At 60.2% G+C, this 16405-nt stretch carries 16 protein-coding genes; 5 read left to right on the forward strand and 11 right to left on the reverse strand.

The annotated features are described in order from the left end of the window. Positions 1-50: 50 nt before the first annotated feature. From INQ47_RS17890 to INQ47_RS17930, 9 genes are all read right to left on the reverse strand, one after another. The gene (locus tag INQ47_RS17890) at positions 51-1331 is read right to left on the reverse strand and encodes a TRAP transporter large permease (protein ID WP_404702241.1); all 1281 of its coding nucleotides are present in this window, start codon (positions 1329-1331) and stop codon (positions 51-53) included. After that, positions 1332-1859, reverse strand: coding sequence for a TRAP transporter small permease (locus INQ47_RS17895; RefSeq protein WP_404702242.1), 528 nt, complete (start codon positions 1857-1859; stop codon positions 1332-1334). Positions 1860-1924: 65 nt separating this feature from the next. Continuing rightward, positions 1925-2896: a TRAP transporter substrate-binding protein gene (locus INQ47_RS17900; RefSeq protein ID WP_404702243.1), complete on the reverse strand. Its 972-nt coding sequence runs from the start codon at positions 2894-2896 to the stop codon at positions 1925-1927. Positions 2897-2960: 64 nt separating this feature from the next. Continuing rightward, positions 2961-3842: an SMP-30/gluconolactonase/LRE family protein gene (locus INQ47_RS17905; protein ID WP_404702244.1), complete on the reverse strand. Its 882-nt coding sequence runs from the start codon at positions 3840-3842 to the stop codon at positions 2961-2963. A 21-nt stretch (positions 3843-3863) separates the two neighbouring features. Next, entirely contained in the window at positions 3864-4670 is an 807-nt protein-coding gene (locus INQ47_RS17910; protein ID WP_176685120.1) for an NAD(P)-dependent oxidoreductase, read from the reverse strand. A 548-nt stretch (positions 4671-5218) separates the two neighbouring features. Continuing rightward, positions 5219-6457: an OprD family porin gene (locus tag INQ47_RS17915; RefSeq protein WP_404702245.1), complete on the reverse strand. Its 1239-nt coding sequence runs from the start codon at positions 6455-6457 to the stop codon at positions 5219-5221. A gap of 678 nt (positions 6458-7135) precedes the next feature. Continuing rightward, a complete protein-coding gene (locus INQ47_RS17920; RefSeq protein ID WP_404702286.1) occupies positions 7136-7576 on the reverse strand; it encodes a cytochrome b/b6 domain-containing protein in 441 nt (146 codons plus the stop codon). Then, positions 7482-7706, reverse strand: a complete 225-nt coding sequence (locus INQ47_RS17925; protein WP_404702289.1) for a hypothetical protein — start codon at positions 7704-7706, stop codon at positions 7482-7484. Before INQ47_RS17925 ends, INQ47_RS17920 begins: the two co-directional genes overlap by 95 nt. A 159-nt stretch (positions 7707-7865) precedes the next feature. Further along, a complete protein-coding gene (locus tag INQ47_RS17930) occupies positions 7866-9260 on the reverse strand; it encodes an MFS transporter (protein ID WP_404702246.1) in 1395 nt (464 codons plus the stop codon). A 305-nt stretch (positions 9261-9565) separates the two neighbouring features. On the opposite strand from INQ47_RS17930, the gene INQ47_RS17935 reads away from it, so the two are divergent. Next, positions 9566-10495: a LysR family transcriptional regulator gene (locus INQ47_RS17935; RefSeq protein ID WP_404702247.1), complete on the forward strand. Its 930-nt coding sequence runs from the start codon at positions 9566-9568 to the stop codon at positions 10493-10495. 60 nt (positions 10496-10555) lie between these two features. Here INQ47_RS17935 and INQ47_RS17940 read toward each other — a convergent pair whose 3' ends face one another. Both INQ47_RS17940 and INQ47_RS17945 read right to left on the reverse strand, forming a co-directional pair. Beyond that, a complete protein-coding gene (locus tag INQ47_RS17940) occupies positions 10556-11143 on the reverse strand; it encodes a hypothetical protein (RefSeq protein ID WP_404702248.1) in 588 nt (195 codons plus the stop codon). A gap of 108 nt (positions 11144-11251) precedes the next feature. After that, positions 11252-11779 carry a flavin reductase gene (locus INQ47_RS17945; RefSeq protein WP_404702287.1) on the reverse strand — a complete coding sequence of 176 codons (528 nt, stop codon included), beginning with the start codon at positions 11777-11779 and terminating at the stop codon, positions 11252-11254. 226 nt (positions 11780-12005) lie between these two features. On the opposite strand from INQ47_RS17945, the gene INQ47_RS17950 reads away from it, so the two are divergent. From INQ47_RS17950 to INQ47_RS17965, 4 genes are all read left to right on the forward strand, one after another. Further along, on the forward strand, positions 12006-13196 hold the full coding sequence (locus INQ47_RS17950; protein WP_367249986.1) for an acyl-CoA dehydrogenase family protein: 1191 nt from the start codon (positions 12006-12008) through the stop codon (positions 13194-13196). Positions 13197-13331: 135 nt separating this feature from the next. Continuing rightward, positions 13332-14258: a LysR family transcriptional regulator gene (locus INQ47_RS17955; RefSeq protein ID WP_404702249.1), complete on the forward strand. Its 927-nt coding sequence runs from the start codon at positions 13332-13334 to the stop codon at positions 14256-14258. Positions 14259-14635: 377 nt separating this feature from the next. After that, positions 14636-15919 (forward strand): Rieske 2Fe-2S domain-containing protein, encoded by a 1284-nt coding sequence (locus INQ47_RS17960; protein WP_367249990.1) that lies wholly within the window; start codon positions 14636-14638, stop codon positions 15917-15919. Continuing rightward, positions 15919-16395 (forward strand): aromatic-ring-hydroxylating dioxygenase subunit beta, encoded by a 477-nt coding sequence (locus INQ47_RS17965; RefSeq protein WP_404702250.1) that lies wholly within the window; start codon positions 15919-15921, stop codon positions 16393-16395. The genes INQ47_RS17960 and INQ47_RS17965 overlap by 1 nt, the downstream gene beginning before the upstream one ends. The last annotated feature ends 10 nt before the right edge of the window (positions 16396-16405 follow it).

Below are 16405 nucleotides of genomic sequence, written 5' to 3' on the forward strand. Positions count from 1 at the left end.
AGGTAGGGCCAAGGGGGCTGCTTTGCAGCCCATCGCAGCCCCGATTTTATTTACAGCACCACACTGGGCAGCCACAGCGAGATGGCCGGAATGTAGGTCACCGCCATCAGCACCATGAACAGCGCCAGGTAGAACGGCAGCATTGCCTTGATCGTCGACTCGATACTCACCTTGCCGATGGCTGAGCCGACGAACAGCACGGCGCCCACCGGTGGTGTGATCAGCCCGATGCCCAGGTTCACCAGCATGATCATGCCAAATTGCACCGGGTCCACGCCGATACCGGTGATCACCGGCAACAGGATCGGCGTAAGGATCAGGATCAGCGGCGCCATGTCCATCACCGTGCCCAGCAGCAACAGCATGAAGTTGATGCACATCAGGATCACATAGCGGTTGTCCGAGAGGGTCAGGAATGCTGTGGTGATCTTTGACGGGATCTGCATCAGCGTCATCACGTAACCAAAACTGGCAGCAAAGCCGATGAGGATCATCACGATCGAGATGGTCCGTACCGTGCGGTGCATCAGCTTGGGCAGGTCGCGCCACTTGTAGTCGCGGTAGATGAACATGGTCACGAAGAACGACCACACCACCGCCACTGCTGCCGATTCGGTCGCGGTGAACATGCCCGACAGGATGCCGCCCAGGATGATCACCATGGCCATCAGGCCCCACAGCGCTTCGCCGGCTATCTTCAGCGCCTGGCGCATCGGGATCACTTCGCCCTTGGGGTAGTTGCGCTTCTTGGCAAAGATCAGGCACAGGCCCATCATCACGGCGCTCAACAGCAACCCGGGCATCACACCTGCCACGAACAGCGAGCCAATGGAAACCGTACCGCCCGCCGCCAGTGAGTACAGCACCGAGTTGTGGCTGGGCGGGGTCAGCAGCGCCTGTACCGAGCCGCTGACGGTCACGGCGGTGGAGAACTCGCGCGGGTAGCCCTTGCGCTCCATCTCCGGGATCAGCACCGAACCCACCGACGCGGTGTCCGCCACCGACGAGCCGGAGATTGCGCCGAAGAAGGCCGAGGCCATGATGTTGACCAGCGACAGCCCGCCACGCACGAAGCCCACCAGTACCCCGGCAAACGCCACCAGCCGCCGTGACATACCGCCTTCGGCCATGATCGCACCGGCCAGCACGAAGAACGGAATCGCCAGCAGCGAGAATTTGTTAACCCCACTGGCCACCTGGATCATCATCGCCTGAAGCGGGATGTCGATCCACCAGGCGCCAATCAACGCCGACAGGCCCAAGGCGTAGGCCACTGGCATGCCCAGCAGAATAAGCGCAATGAAGCTGCCCAACAGAATGAACGCATCCATTTATGCTGCTCCTTCGTTTTCTTCCAGGTGGTCGAAGCGCACTACCTTGCGGTGGCTCTGATCGCCCAGTAGGAGCCTTTCCAGCACAAAGACCAGGGTCAGCACGCCACCGATCGGGATCGGCGCATAGGTCATGCCCACCCGCACCCCCGGCAGTGACGCCAGAAACTGGTTCCAGGTGGTGATGCACAGCTTGGTGCCGTAGTAGGTCATGAACACGCACACCATAATCATCAGCACTTGCACCAGTAGCGCGGCCAGGCTGCGCGGCAGCGGTGGCAGGCGGTCGGTGATCATCGTCACCGCCATGTGTGCCCCGGCCCGGTAGCTTGCGGCGGCGCCGACGAAGGTGAACACCACCATCAGCAGGATGGCGACTGGCTCCGGCCAGCTGGCGCCGGTGCCGAGCACGTAGCGGGCGAAGATGCCCCACGGAATGATCAGCGACATGGTCAGGATCGACAGGCCGGCAACCCAAGTGCAGGTGCAGTACAGCGTGTCGTTCACACGCAGGAACAGGTTTTTCATGGGCATCACCAAAGCGGCAGTGCGGCGGGCGCCGCGCTGCCGAGGTCGTTCGGGAAGGGGCGCGGTTACTGGACAGCGTTGATACGTTTCATCAGGTCGGCGTACTGCGCGCCGTATTTTTCGCGTACCGAAGCGGTGGCGTCGTAGAACGGCTTCTTGTCGACGGTAATGAACTCGACACCGGCGGCCTTGAGCTTCTCTTCGCTGGCGGCGGTCTTGGCATCCCACAGCGCGCGCTCTTCCATCTGTGCTTCACGCGCCACCTTCTTCACCAGCGCCTGCTGCTCGGGGCTGAGCTTGTTCCAGGTGGTCTTGGACATCACTACCGGCTCCGGGAGGATCAGGTGGCCAGTGAGGGTGTAGTACTTGGCGCTCTGGAAGTGGTTGTGCTCAAGCAGCGTGGGCGGGTTGTTCTCGGCACCATCGATCACGCCAGTCTGCAGGGCACTGAAGATTTCCCCGGTGTCCATGGCGATGCCGTTGCCGCCCATGGCGTTCATCATGTCGATGAACAGCGGGTTGCCCTGTACGCGAATCTTCATGCCCTTGAGGTCTTCCAGGCTGCGCACCGGCTTTTTCGTGTAGATGCTGCGCGAGCCCCCATCCATCCAGGCCAGGGCTACCAGGTTGAAATCGGAATTGGTGATCTTGTCGAGAATTTCCTGGCCGATCTCGCCGTCGATGATCTTGCGCATGTGATCATGGTCGCGGAACACGAACGGCATGTTGAATACGTTCACATCGGGCACCACCGGGCCGACGATCCCCAAGCTGACGCGGGTCATCTGCACGGCGCCGATCTGAGCCTGTTCGATCACTTCCTTCTCCGATCCCAGCACGCCGCCGGCGAACATCTTGAAGGTAATGTCGCCATTGCTGGCCTGTTCCAGCTTTTTACCCATGTTCTGCTCGGCGACCACGGTCGGGTAGCCGGCCGGGTGGATTTCGGCGAACTTGATGTCCAGCGCCGAGGCGGGCATGGCCACGCTGAAGGCGAACGGGAGTACGGCAAGAAGCAGCTTGCGTTTGAACGTCATGATGAAACTCCGTGGTTTTTATTATCTGGTTTCGTGGGTGCAAGTGTGGGTGTGGCAAGGCGCGTCAGCCCCGGTAGGCTGGTTCCTCCAGGCCCTTGGTGCCAGGGTCGAGGGCAAATACCCCGCCAGCCAGGGGCTGGTCGCTGAGGTCGATGCCCGTGGGGCGGATCGAGGTGACGTACAGAATGTCCAGGCTGGCGCCGCCAAAGGCGCACATTGCCGGCTTTTTCACCGGCACGCGGAGCGATCGGTCGAGGCGACCTTCGGGGGTAAAACGGTGGATCTGCCCGGCGTCGTTGCCGCAAATCCAGTAGCAGCCGTCCTGGTCGATGGCGGCACCATCCGGGCGGCCGGGGTAGTCGCGCATGTCGATGAACAGCCGTTTGTTGTGCGGTGTGCTGCTGTCGATGTCGTAGTCGAAAGCCCACACCTTCTGTACGTTCGGGTGCGAGTCGGACAGGTACATGCGCGTGCCGTCGGGGCTGAAGGCCAGGCCGTTGGGCACGATCATGCCGTCCTGCTGCAGGTGCAGCTGGCCTTCGCCGTCATGCCGGTACAGCGCGCCCACGTGGGCACCTTGCTGCATGTCCAGCAGCATGGTCCCGGCCCAGAAGCGGCCCTGACGGTCGCAGCGGCCATCGTTGAAGCGCATGCCGGCCTGAGCGTGCTGCACGTTGCTGAGCAGCCGGCTGTCCAGGCTGCCGTCCGCCCTGGCCTGGAGCTGGAAGATGCCGCTTTCCATGCCCGCAACCCAACCCTGACCGCTGCGGGCGATGCAGGCCAGCATCTCGTCGCCCTGCCAGCACTGGTGTTTGCCATCGGCCGCTTGCCAGCGATGCAACTGGCGAGCGGGAATGTCTACCCAGTACAAGGCCTGTTCACCGGGGTGCCACACAGGGCTTTCGCCGGTACCGTTGCGGGCGTCGACGATCAGTTCGCAGTTCATGCCGTGCCTCTTGGCTTGGGGTCAGTTGAACGGGCCGGCCACGGCGAAAGCGCCGCCCTGGTAGACCATGCTCGGGTCATCGGCGGCGGGGGCCGGTTGGGCCTCCACGGCAGCGCGGAAGGTTTCGGAGCTGTCCTTGGGTACATAGCCCAGGTGCGCGGCATGGCGGTTGTCCCACCACACGGTGCGATTGTCGGAGGCGCCATAGACAATGGTGTGACCAACGCCGGGGGTGGACAGCCCGCGTTCGATCAACTGCACCAGGTCGTCGTAGCTCAGCCAGGTGCAGAGCATGCGCAGGTTCTGTGGCTGCGGGAACGACGAGCCGATGCGAATGCTGACGGTCTCGATGCCGTAGCGGTCAAAGTAGAAGCTGGCCACATCTTCGCCGTAGCACTTGGACAGCCCGTAATAGCTGTCGGGACGGCGCGGCGCGTGAGCGTCGATGCGCTCATCCTGGCGATAGAAACCGATGGTGTGGTTGGAGCTGGCGAAGATGATGCGCTTGACCCCATGCTTGCGCGCCGCCTCGTACACGTGGAATACGCCGCAGATATTGGGGCCGAGAATCTCTTCGAAGGCATGCTCGGTAGAAACCCCACCAAAGTGGAGGATGGCGTCTACGCCTTCGACCAGGGCATGTACCGCAGCCTTGTCGGCCAGGTCACAGGTAATGACTTCTTCATGCGGGCCCGCGGCCGGGGCCATGGGGCTGATATCAGACAGGCGCAGGACCTCGGCGTAGCCTTGCAGGCGTTCGCGAAGGACCTTGCCCAGGCCGCCTGCGGCTCCGGTGAGCAGCAGGCGATTGAAGGGGGTAGTGGTCATGGCCGGCTCTTGTTGTTGGTTGTTGTAGGTTGTCGTATGACTTGGCTGATTATTGGCGGTGGTTCTGTGTGTTGTCAATGAGGCTTGGGTGGCTTTTGCCGGCCTTTTCGCGGGGGGGAAAAGGCGAAAGGCCTGCACGGTCGCCCGTAGGAGCGGGTTTACCCGCGAAGAGGACGGCCCTGCTGGCCAATCCCCACCCGCCGTTCACCGTTGCCACCGCCACCGTATTCGCGGGTAAACCCGCGCCTACCATGGTGGTGGGCACACATCGGTGATTGGACCCAGGCCGCTGTAGGAGCGGGTTTACCCGCGAAAGGGCCGGCCCTGCTGGCCAATCTCCACCCGTCGTTCACCGTTGCCGCCACCACCGTATTCGCGGGTAAACCCGCTCCTACACCTGATCAATGGTGGACACAGGTCGGTGGTTGGGCGCAGGCCGTTGTAGGAGCGGGTTCACCCGCGAAAGGGCCGACCCTGCTGGCCAATCTCCACCTGTCGTTCACCGTTGCCATCGCCACCGTATTCGCGGGTAAACCCGCAGGTCTTGATCAGAGCAACGACAACGGATAGTTGAAGATCAACCGGTTCTCATCGAACTCGTTATTGCTGTAATCCCGGCGAATCGACGCGTTACGCCATTTCACGCTCAAATCCTTGAACGCCCCGCTCTGGATCACATACGCAAGCTCCGTTTCACGCACCCACTCCTTGCCATCGATCACGCCCCCGCTGTGCACATCGCGCCCGCTGATGTAGCGGTTCATCAGGGTCAACCCCGGTACCCCAACGGTGACGAAGTTGAAGTCATGGCGCACCTGCCACGAACGCTCGTTGGCATTGTCGAAGCTGGAGTTGTAGCTGTCGTTGGCCAGGGTGCCGCCACTGGTGCCGTTCACCCGCATCCAGGTATCGCCATCGACTTTCTGCAGCCCTACCCAGAAGGTGCTGCCGCCGTACTTGGCCGAGAACATCCCCGAGTAGGTCTTGTTGTCCAGCTGCCCGGCGCGCTCGGAGCCGTCCTCGTCGCCATGGAAGTAGCCCAGGTTGACCCCCAGGGTCCAGTCACCCACCGGCTGGCTGTGGCTCAGTTGCAGGTATTGCTGCTGGTACACGTCCTTCAGCACCGCATTCCACAGCCCCACCAGCGTGCGGTCCTGGTTGAACTTGTACTCGCCGCCGACGAAGTTGAAGCGGTCCGACACGCCGCCGCCGTAGCTCATGTCTTCCATGCTCGCGTCGTTACGCGGGCTGTTGCCGCGGAACTGGCCGCCGTACAGGGTCAGCCCGGCGATTTCATTGGAGGTCACCTGCCCGCCACGGAATGTTTGCGGCAACGAACGCCCGTCGTCCGAACGCAGAATCGGCAGCACCGGCATCCATTCACCGATCTTCAGTTCGGTCTTGGAAATACGCGCCTTGCCCGCCACCGCCAGGCGCCCGTAATCGTCGGCTGGCCGGCCATCGTCATGGCGAGGCAGCAACGCCGTGCCATAGGTACCGCCACCGCCGTCGAGCTTGACCGACCACAGCCCCAGCACGTCCACGCCGAAGCCGATTGGCCCTTCTGTGAACCCCGAGCGGGCATCGAGAATGAAGCTTTGCGTCCACTCCTCGGCCTTGCTTTGCGGGTTACTGGGGTTGATGAAGTTGCGGTTGATGTAGAAGTTGCGCAGCCCGAGGGTGGCCTTGCTGTCTTCGACAAATCCCGCAGCCAGGCTGGTGCCCGGCAGGCCGGCGATAACCCCGGCGCCAAGCAGGGCGAAGGGCAGGGTGTGGCAGATTTTCATTATTGTTGTGCTCCCTAAGGGTGTGGCAGCCCGTCCACCGGGCACGCGCAAGCGGCCTGCGGCAGGGGCGGGTAGATAACGGGCCGGTCAGGGCCAGGTGTGAACGCGCGGTAACCGGGCGCTACGTACTGGCAGGTGTACGCGAGCTGGCCGGGGGAAGAGGGGTGTGCAACAGGCGTGGGTGCAGCGGGATGGGTGTCGACATGGGTTCGTCCACGGATTGTTGTTTTTGTTATGTGTTGTCGTACAACTGTGGGCGATTATTAGCAAGGGGGAGGAGGGCTGTCAACGGCTGATCGCAGAGCAAATAGGGTCCTGGACGCCAAAACTGAGCTGCAGAGGCTCTACCCTGAACGCGCTGCAGACATACTACAACTGCCTTGCACCATGCCACGCACGTACGCGAGCGGGCTTGCCCGCGAACACGGGTAAAGCCCGTGCCATCCACCCCATTGGCTGCCTCGCACCGCAAACCGGGGACAGGGTTACAAATCAAATCGGAACAGCGGTGGCCCTATCCCCGAGCCTGCGCTATCTTCAGATCTGGCCTCGCCCTTGACCACTTAGACTGGCATGTCCAGTCCCGGCATCCTTGCTGGTGCCGTACCCCTCCTGTCGGCAGGGGCGAGGCCTCTTCATTTGAAGGGAATGGCATCCTTTCACGTCCGGCTTGGCTACCTATCCGGTTCTTACCTTTTCTCGCGCGCCAGCACCGCATGCAATGCTGGCGAATACCTTGTCTCGGAAAATCCAAGCATGCATCGACGCGGCGCCCACATGTCCCAGAAGCGCTGCGAAGAGCCGCCATGCCCCTACGGCATGGACCAGCCGCAACCAGGCATAGAGCACCGGGTTTTCAGGGACGATGGCAGGCAATGCCCGTCCATCCATGAGGATGACGGGCCAGTTGCCAGCCGAGCGCGTTGCCCAGCCAGTGGCAGGGCAATCATCAGCAGATAGAGCAGCCGGGCGAAAAGGTTGAAGTGCTGGGGTACAGGCGAAAGGGCCTTGGATTGGTCTTGCATCAGTTGCTGTCCTTCTGGCCTGTGGTCTCGGTAGCTTTTCCGAACCCGATCTCGCGAAGGCGTGCGTTATAGGAGTGCGAGTAAATGCCCGCACGTGCCGCCAGAACAGGGTCGTCCGACAGTTCGATGCCAGACGGCACGAGTGTTGGGTCGAAGTTGATATCACGGCATTCCCCCTCGGTCTGGTCATGAACGCCCGTCACGGCCAGGGTGCCTGCGACCACCTGCTTTCGTGTGGCCGGCCAGGGCCGTGAGCTGTCATCAATCGGGTCGTCGGCCTCAGCAAGCTGTAAAACGTCTTGAATTCTCCGGATTGCACGTGTTGCCCCAGGTCTTGCCGACTCATGCCGAAAATACGAGAAGTGAAGCCACCGTTTACTGTGTCAGCCTCCCGCTACAGTGCTGCTTTCGGTATAGGCTTGTTTGCTTGCAGGTGTTTTTTTCAATGCTGCGCGGTCACGGATACGGTGCTCGCGAGGATAGGTTTCAGGTGTAAGAAAGGTGGTAACAACCGTGACCAGCGCCATGCTGGCCAGGTAGAGGGCGATGGGTTCAGGTGCGCGGTAGTGGGCGAGTAATGCGGTGGCAATGATCGGCGCAAGTCCGCCGCCGAGCACTGAAGCAATTTCCCTGCCGATGCCCAGACCTGAAAAACGCAGGCGGGCAGGTAGCAACTCACTGATGTACGGTGGCTGAGCACCTTCAAGAAGGCCCAGAACTAGGCCATTGGCCACTACCAGACCGGTTACGATAACCCAGGGTACGCCCGATTCGAACATCAGGAAAAACGGGTAGGCGAACAGCAACATGGCCAGAGCGCCCGCCAGGTACACGGATTTTCGCCCCAGCCTGTCGCAGGCGTAGCCTGCCAGCAGCGCGCAGGGGATCATCAGCACCATCGAGAACGTCAGCGCCCCGAGCACAAAGGTATTCGATAACCCGAGGAATTTGCCGTAGGCGATCGAAAAGGTGAAAAAGATCCACGCCGCGCATCCTTCACCCAGGCGCAGCCCGAAGATCATGAGGATTTCTCTTGGATGGCAGCGCAGCACTTCCATGACCGGGGCGTGGGCAGATTTTCCCGAGGTACTGATTTCTGAAAACTCCTGGCTTTCGTCCATGTGTCTGCGCAGATAGAGACCAACGCCGATGAGCACAAGGCTGAAAAGGAAGGGAACACGCCAGCCCCAGGTCATGAAGGCCTCGCCCGAGACGGTCTCGGCGAGCATGAAGGCCCCGGTAGACATCGCGAAGCCCACCACCGCGCCGCAGGGAGCCCAGGCGGAAAAACGCCCTCGCTGGCTTTGATGGGTGTTCTCGCTGATCACCAGAATACTACCGCTCCATTCGCCGCCCGCCGCGAGCCCCTGCACCAGGCGTAACGCGACCAACAGAATTGGGGCGGCAATGCCAATGCTCTGGTAGGTGGGCAAAAGCCCCATCAGGAACGTGGCAGCGCCCATGGCGCCCAGGGTCAATGTAAGCACCATCTTGCGACCGTAACGGTCACCCAGATGGCCGCAGATTATGCCGCCGACCGGCCGTGCGATAAAACCGAGCGCTAGCCCGCCATAGGCGGCGATAGTGCCTGTGAGTGGATCTTCATCAATGGGAAAGAAGAGTTCGCCAAATACCAAAGCTGCCGCTGTTCCATAAAGAAAGAAGTCATACCATTCCAGAATCTGGCCAATAACGGATATGAAAACAGCACGGACCACGCGATGCGATCCAGAATCGGGAGAAACGCCACTTGTTGGTGCAGTCATTTTGTTCTTCATCTTATAAACGACTCTGTAGTTTGCTTGTGCACACAGGGTTTGTCGGGATTGCGTTTGTGACACAGTAGGTTTGCCGACTCTGCAGGGTCAAATGATCAAGAATTATTTGCGCAATGCACCATATGAATAACCCCACGGCTGCTGTGCAGCGAAATCAGGCTGGATGGCTGGCAGGGCTTTGTTGATAGTGCATAGAAAAAAACGCTCCCACTGCGGCGTAGTACAGCCTCATAATGGTTGAGCGGTATGCGCCCAAGAAAAAGCAGCACGCTATCGTTTGTCGAACTTCCACTTCGAGAATTTACATGACGAAGCACATCAATCTGGCCACGATCGATTTGAACCTGTTGAAAACGTTCATGGCGATCTGGGAGCACCGGAGCCTGACGATCGCGGCTGATCGCCTGCACCTCAGCCAGCCAGCTGTCAGCCATGCCCTGCGTCGGCTGCGTGATGTTTTCGACGACCCGCTGTTCGTCCGCACGGCGACTTCAATGGAACCGACCGATGCGGCTTTGCGCCTGGCCGGGCCCATAGAGCAAGCCTTGGTCATCATCCAGGGCGCATTGATGAGTTCGTCGCGCTTCGATCCTGCTACCGCCTCGCGCACGTTCCGTATCTCGATGTCAGATATGGCGCAGCTGTATGTCCTGCCCCGCATCATGGAGGTGCTTGCGTGTCAGGCGCCAGGCATCAGCCTGGAAATCCAGCCGCTGCCGATCGACCAGTTGACGGTGGCACTGCGCAAGAGTGATATCGACCTTGCGCTGGGCTACTTGGTCGAACCCAACGAAGACTGCCTGTATGAGAGTTTGCTGGAGGATGAGTTCATTTGCCTGCTGCGCAGAGACCACCCCTTGCAGGCGAGTCAGCTGACGCTTCAACACATGCAGACGCTGCGCTATGTGCACGTTTCGAGCAACATCACCGGTCACGGTCAGACTGCTGACGCTGCGTTTCGCAAAGTAGGCCTGCAGCGGGACATTGCACTGAAGGTCCCCAATTTCACGATCGCGCCCAAAATAGTCGCCAGCACCGAACTTGCCTTGATACTGCCGCGCGCCATCGCTCTGCAAATCAACAAAACCGGCACGTATCGGCTGCTGCGCCTGCCAGTTGAGTTGCCAAGGATTTCGGTCGGTCTTTATTGCCACAGGCGTTTTTCATCCGACACGGGGATCGCCTGGTTGCGCACACTGTTGGTGGAATTGTTCGCGGCCACGCCTGCTCTATAAGCCCGACAGGCCGCGTTTCGGATTCCGGGCAGCACCTTGTGGCGCTGCGCGTGTCTCCATTCAGCATTCGAAGGTACGCATAGGGTAATGAGGGCTTTCGCCTTCGAAGCGAGGCAGGCTAAGAAAATCCTGGCGCAAGGTTTCTCGTTGGGGTGAGGTGAGTGCATCACGCAACGTGTGCACTGAGTCGAACACAACCTTGTTGCGCTGCAGAGCCTGGCTACGCGCCACCGGCAACTGGCTGCAATAGTCGAGACGGGTGTACACCTCGACGTTGCGTACACCTGGCAGTCTTGCCAGCAAGGACGGGTGCTGATGCACGTAGCGCTCAATCCAATGCGCCTCATCTGCAACCCTCCCTGTGTAGTGCACCAGATACGTCACCTGCTCCTCACTTGTAGGCAGGGCCCGCTTGGGCAGGTTATCGCTGAAGCGTCGGACCAGCATCACTTGCTGCTCCCACTGGTAACCGGCCATGCTCGAAACATGCACGAACGTGCCCAGGTTCCCCTGGGTATGCAACGCCGATTCGACGTGGTCGATTGTGCCGAAATAGAGCTGCAGAACGCAGCTTGGCGCGGCTTTGGACGCAATAAACGGGTTGGCTTCCGGCAGGTCGAGTGGTTGATGGCACAGCGCGTGGGTCATGCCCGGTATCACCGCGAGGTGCTCTTGGATATCCGTCACCCCTAGGCAAAAGCCGGGCATCCGGTTGCGAGCCGTCATAAACAGGCAGAATGTCATTGCGCGCCTCGGTCAGGAAATTGATGGGCGTTGACCGGTGCCCGATCGGTCAAGGCGATGAAAGTTGCGCCCGAAGTAGGTCAGGCTCTCACCCTCCGAGCCGAGGTGGATATGTGCGATCTCGACGAACAACACGGAGTGTGATCCGACTTCCTTGATGTCGACCACCTGGCCTTCAAGGCTAGCAAGCGCATCGCCCAACACCGGCAGCCCGGTCATGCCGTCGCTCCATGCGTCGTCGGCGAAGCGCTCTTCAGGCGGCACATCGGTCATGCCTGCAAAGTGCCTGGCCATCCCTTCGAGATGGCCCGGTAGAATGTTCACGCACAGGGCGCGGTTGGCGACCACGGCTGCGTGAATCGAACTGTTGCGGTTGATGCAGACCAAGACCGTCGGGGGCATGTCGGTTACGGAGCACACGGCACTTGCCGTCAGCCCCAGGCGACCATGGGGACCGTCCGTGGTAATGACATTGACTGCAGCGGACAGCAGGGAAAGTGCCTGGCGAAAACCATCTTTGTTTGTTGTGAGCGTCATGATGTTTTTATTCCGTTTGCCATGAGTGAACGGTTGAATGCTGGGCATAGTTGCAAGGTGGGTCAAATTCTTATTTCGCATTGATGTTATTCGTACGCGGAATGCGCTTGCGCGCTCAATGTCAAGACGTCATTCATTTGGAGCATGGAGCGTATGCAGGTTTTGAATTTGATCAACGGTCAGTCGGTGTCCATGCTAATGCCGGTTTCAAGTTCACTCGGAGAATAAGATGAATACGCAAGTCCAATGTATTGATCGCCCGGCGGTGCCCTGTCCACCCGGTTTGAATAATAAAGCTACGCTTGAAGAAGTCATTGCCGAGGTGGTTAACCGCCGAAGTGAGTTCAATGAACGGTCCCATGTTCCTAGCGACATGATCGACAAGATGAAAGCAGCAGGCATATTCCGCGCCAGCACACCAAAATGTTTTGGCGGTGATGCACTTGCCCCTGCCGAGTTTCTGAGGATTATCGAGCGAATCTCCGAGGCGGACGGGTCTACGGGTTGGGTGGCTGCATTTGGCTCCGCCAACATTTACCTGGCGTCCCTGCCGCCAGAAACCCAGGCGCTGATCTATGCCAGCGGGCCAGACCAGGTCTATTCAGGCGGCCTCTACCCGTTACAGCCCGCGTGTGCGATTGAGGGCGGCTGGGAGATCAACGGGCATTGGCGTTTTGCTAGCGGTTGCAAGGGCGCGGACTGGATTGGCGTAGGCATTGGCGGTACGCCGGCAAATGGTGGCGGAGCGGGTGCCGGCAAGCCGCTGACCGCAGTGTTTCCCGCAGGTGAAGTGGAAATCATCGAGAACTGGAATGTGGTTGGCATGCAAGGCACTGGCAGCCATGACCTCAGGTTGCAGGGTAAAAGGGTCGAGCATGCCTGGACATTCACCCGAGGTGCCGCGGCGACCATTGATGAGCCGCTCTACCGATACCCTTCGGTGTCCTACCAGGCGCAGGTCCACGCTGCGGTCAATCTTGGGCTGGCACGCGCCGCACTGGACCTGGTCACCGCCATGTCGGGCAGCACCAAGACGGTGACCGGTGCCCCGCGCCTGGGCGATCGTGCCTACTACCGGATCGAGTTGGGCAAGGCCGAGGCCATGCTACGCAGCGCTCGCGCTTTTTTTTACGAGGCGCCTGACGCTGTCTGGCAAAGCATCCTTGCGGGTGAGCCGGTGAGCGAACGACAAGCCAATCTGCTACGCCTGAGTGCTACCCATGCTGCCCATACCTGCGCTGAGGTGGTCACTATGGCGTATCGCCTGGCCGGGACTACCGCGATTTTCGATGATAACCGGCTGCAATGGATCTTGCGTGATGCCATGGTCGTCACGCAGCACGCTTTTCTAGGAGAAGCCACTTATGACAGCGCTGGCGCGCTGTTTGCCGGTATCGCGCCAACCACGCCATACCCATGATGCGCAGAACCTGAGGTCTCGCCAGCAAACCTGATGTAGGATGCTGGCAAGGCCCCGGCCCTCGCATGCGCGAGTGAACGTCGTGGGCTTCTCAAGCCAGCGGCCTCAAGCGGGCCCTGACCGAACAGGCCCCGCATGCCAAACCGTACCCATCGTCAGAACGAATTGCAGGACAACCGCCTACGTTATCTGCACCTTAGCCACGCAAGGGGCTCGATGCGTGCTGCTGCCGAAGAACTCGGTATCGCAACCTCTTCGGTGAGCCGGCAAATCGCCAAGCTCGAGGAAGAATTGGGAATCGACCTGGTCAAGCAGGGCAGTCATCGCATAAGTCTTACTGCTGCAGGCGAAGCTGCTGTTGCGTACTTTGAAGAGCGCAATGTGCGCTATGCCTTGTTCATGGCCCAGCTCGACGAACTGCGAGGTGAAGCGCAAACCACCACGGTTATCGCGGTCGGGGAGGGCCTGCTCGGTGCCAAGGGCATCAACTCGCTACAGGAGTTGATGCGGACCCACCTTCATCACAAGACTGAAATCATCACAGCGCCCTCGAGCGAGGTGCAGCGCATGGTGCTGACAGATGAGGCGCATCTAGGCGTGGTCTTCTCGCCCAATCAGCCAGCACGTTTGTGTCGACTTTACAGCTTGGCCCAGCCACTGCGGATGATTGTCCATCGCGACAGTGAACTGGCCCGGCGCAGCGTCGTCAGCCTGGAGGAAGTGGCTCGGCAGCCGTTGGTGCTGCCAGGGCCAAAGTTCCGGGTCAGAGAATTGCTGGACGCTGCCTGCCGTGAGTTGGACATCGAGGTAGTGCCGTCCATGACGTCCAATTCCCTCGCTGTCATCCTCGACTTCGTACGGTCGGGGCTGGGTGTGACATTGCTGGCTGAGCTGCCCGTCATGGATGAGCTTCGCAGCGGTTTGTTCAAGGCTGTGACGGTCGATTGCGCGCAAATGCAAGCCACCGAGATACAGGTTGTCACGCGCCGAGGCCGTACCTTGGATGAACTGACCAGGGAGCTGGCCATTGCAATCGCGAAAACAATGAAAAAGGCGCTCTAACGCCCGGCACCGCGCCCACGCCGAAAGTTCGCTGCGACGACTTGTTGCGAAAAACGCAACGACCTTGACCGCTTCGGTCATTGAGACGTTGACGGTCCCCCCTTAGCTTGTGAGCCATAACGCTTTCCAACGGAAAGCACACAAGAAAGAGGGCTCATGCCATGACCGTGCACCGCAAAGTATCTGCGCAATCGCGCATCGCCGACACCCTCAGGGTGTTTCCCATCCAGGTCAACTTTTCCCCCGTCATCAAGGCGTGACGGGAAGAGTGGGCTGAACGAGTAACCCCGATTTCAGCGTATGCCTCGTCATGCAGAAGGCATGACTTGCGCTGTCCGCATGAAGCAGTACGCCACTACCACTGATAGGGTGATTCCGTGACCAACCTGATACCGACGATCAACCTGAGCCTGGACCCAGCCGAGCTGGTGCTGCCCGACCGCGTACACACGTCCCTGTACACTGACCCGGCGCTATTCGAAACCGAGCTGGAAAAGATTTTCCACGGCACCTGGATTTGGGTCGCTCACGAGAGCGAAGTACCGGACGCTGGTAGCTACAAGACCACTTACATCGGCAGGCAGCCGGTGATCGTCGTGCGCGATCGCAAGAAAAATATAAATGTGCTGCTCAATCGCTGCCGCCACCGCGGCGCCACCGTCTGCGAGCACAAGAAGGGCAAGACCAACAGCTTCGTCTGCCCGTACCACGGTTGGGGCTATGCCCTGGACGGTTCACTGCGCGGCATCCCGCACCCGGAAAGCTACGGCGACTGCATCGACAAGGCCGAACTGCCACTGGTGAGCCTGCGCACCGAAAGCTACGCCGGTATGGTTTTCGCCACCTTCAAGGACGACATCGAGCCGTTGGAGGACTTCCTCGGTGCGGCGAAAAAGTGGATGGACCTGTTCATGAAACAAGGCGCGGGGTATGGCATCAAGGTGCCGGGCGAGCACCGCTTCCGCTTCCCTGGCAACTGGAAGATCCAGTTGGAAAACACCACCGATGCCTACCACTTCCCCTTGGTGCACAAGAGCTTCCTGTCCTCGGTCGACGAGCAGACCCTGGAGCTGTTCGACTTCGTCAAAGGCCCTGGTTACGTCGAGGACCTAGGCAACGGCCACAGCGTGATGGTGATGATCCCCGAGCTGGTAGACCTTGAAGCCGACCTCGACAAACCGATCCCCGAACGCTTCGAAAGCCTCGCTGCCGAACTGCGCGACGAAGGCATTGAGGAGCAGCAGGTGCGTCGCATCGTCCGCGCCGTCGGCGGCTCGGGCTTCAACCTCAACCTGTTCCCTAATGTCGCCTGCTCGATGGCGTTTTTCCGCGTGCTGCAGCCGATCTCGGTGACCGAGACCGAGATCCACCACTCGGTGATCACCATGGACGGCGGCCCGGCCGCGGCCAACCGCTACCGCCTGCGCCTGCACGAGCACTTCCAGGGCCCGATGGGCTTCGGTACCCCGGACGACTCCGAGGCCTGGGAGCGCGTACAGAAAGGCGCCAATGCCGGCGAGAACCTGTGGATCATGCTCAACCGTGGGCTGCCGGGCGAGAAGCCCAGCGCCGACGGCCTGATCTCCGACGTCAGTGCCGAGACCGGCATGCGTGCGGCGTACCAGCAGTGGAAGAAGATGATGACCGAGAGAGCTGAATAATGAACCTGAATCTGTTCAATGAAGTGACCGCGTTCATCTGGCAGGAAGGCGACATGCTCGACCACGGCGAGTACGACGCCTGGCTGAACCTGTGGGCCGAGAAGGGGACCTACATCATCCCGATTGATCCGAACGAAACCGACTATGAGAACACGCTGAACTACGCCTTCGACGATCACCACATGCGCGGCTTGCGCGTGAAGCGCCTGATTGGTGGCGAGTCGATTTCCACCAGCCCTCAGCCGCGCACTGTGCGCAGCATTTCGCGTGTCCGCGTGCTGGCAGACGACGGCGTCAACGTCACCGTGCGCGCTGCACAGAACGTGCGGGAGTTCCGCAAAGAAAGCCTCAAGCACTACAGCGCCGATCTGACCTACACCTTGGTGCGTGCCGAGGGCGGCTTCAGGATCCACCGCAAAGTGATCAACCTGATCAACAGTGACGACACCCTTGCCGGTATCGGCTACATCCTGTGAGGACACTCTG

The sequence above is a fragment of the Pseudomonas sp. 3HC3 genome (assembly GCF_044904505.1).
In the GTDB taxonomy this organism is placed as follows: domain Bacteria; phylum Pseudomonadota; class Gammaproteobacteria; order Pseudomonadales; family Pseudomonadaceae; genus Aquipseudomonas; species Aquipseudomonas putida_Y.

Coding starts and splice junctions, on each gene's coding strand:
- INQ47_RS17950 (WP_367249986.1), top strand. CDS start 12,006: ATGAATACGCAAGTCCAATGTATTGATCGCCCGGCGGTGCCCTGTCCA.
- INQ47_RS17935 (WP_404702247.1), top strand. CDS start 9,566: ATGACGAAGCACATCAATCTGGCCACGATCGATTTGAACCTGTTGAAA.
- INQ47_RS17940 (WP_404702248.1), bottom strand. CDS start 11,143: ATGACCCACGCGCTGTGCCATCAACCACTCGACCTGCCGGAAGCCAAC.
- INQ47_RS17910 (WP_176685120.1), bottom strand. CDS start 4,670: ATGACCACTACCCCCTTCAATCGCCTGCTGCTCACCGGAGCCGCAGGC.
- INQ47_RS17915 (WP_404702245.1), bottom strand. CDS start 6,457: ATGAAAATCTGCCACACCCTGCCCTTCGCCCTGCTTGGCGCCGGGGTT.
- INQ47_RS17955 (WP_404702249.1), top strand. CDS start 13,332: ATGCCAAACCGTACCCATCGTCAGAACGAATTGCAGGACAACCGCCTA.
- INQ47_RS17965 (WP_404702250.1), top strand. CDS start 15,919: ATGAACCTGAATCTGTTCAATGAAGTGACCGCGTTCATCTGGCAGGAA.
- INQ47_RS17890 (WP_404702241.1), bottom strand. CDS start 1,331: ATGGATGCGTTCATTCTGTTGGGCAGCTTCATTGCGCTTATTCTGCTG.
- INQ47_RS17905 (WP_404702244.1), bottom strand. CDS start 3,842: ATGAACTGCGAACTGATCGTCGACGCCCGCAACGGTACCGGCGAAAGC.
- INQ47_RS17895 (WP_404702242.1), bottom strand. CDS start 1,859: ATGAAAAACCTGTTCCTGCGTGTGAACGACACGCTGTACTGCACCTGC.
- INQ47_RS17900 (WP_404702243.1), bottom strand. CDS start 2,896: ATGACGTTCAAACGCAAGCTGCTTCTTGCCGTACTCCCGTTCGCCTTC.
- INQ47_RS17930 (WP_404702246.1), bottom strand. CDS start 9,260: ATGAAGAACAAAATGACTGCACCAACAAGTGGCGTTTCTCCCGATTCT.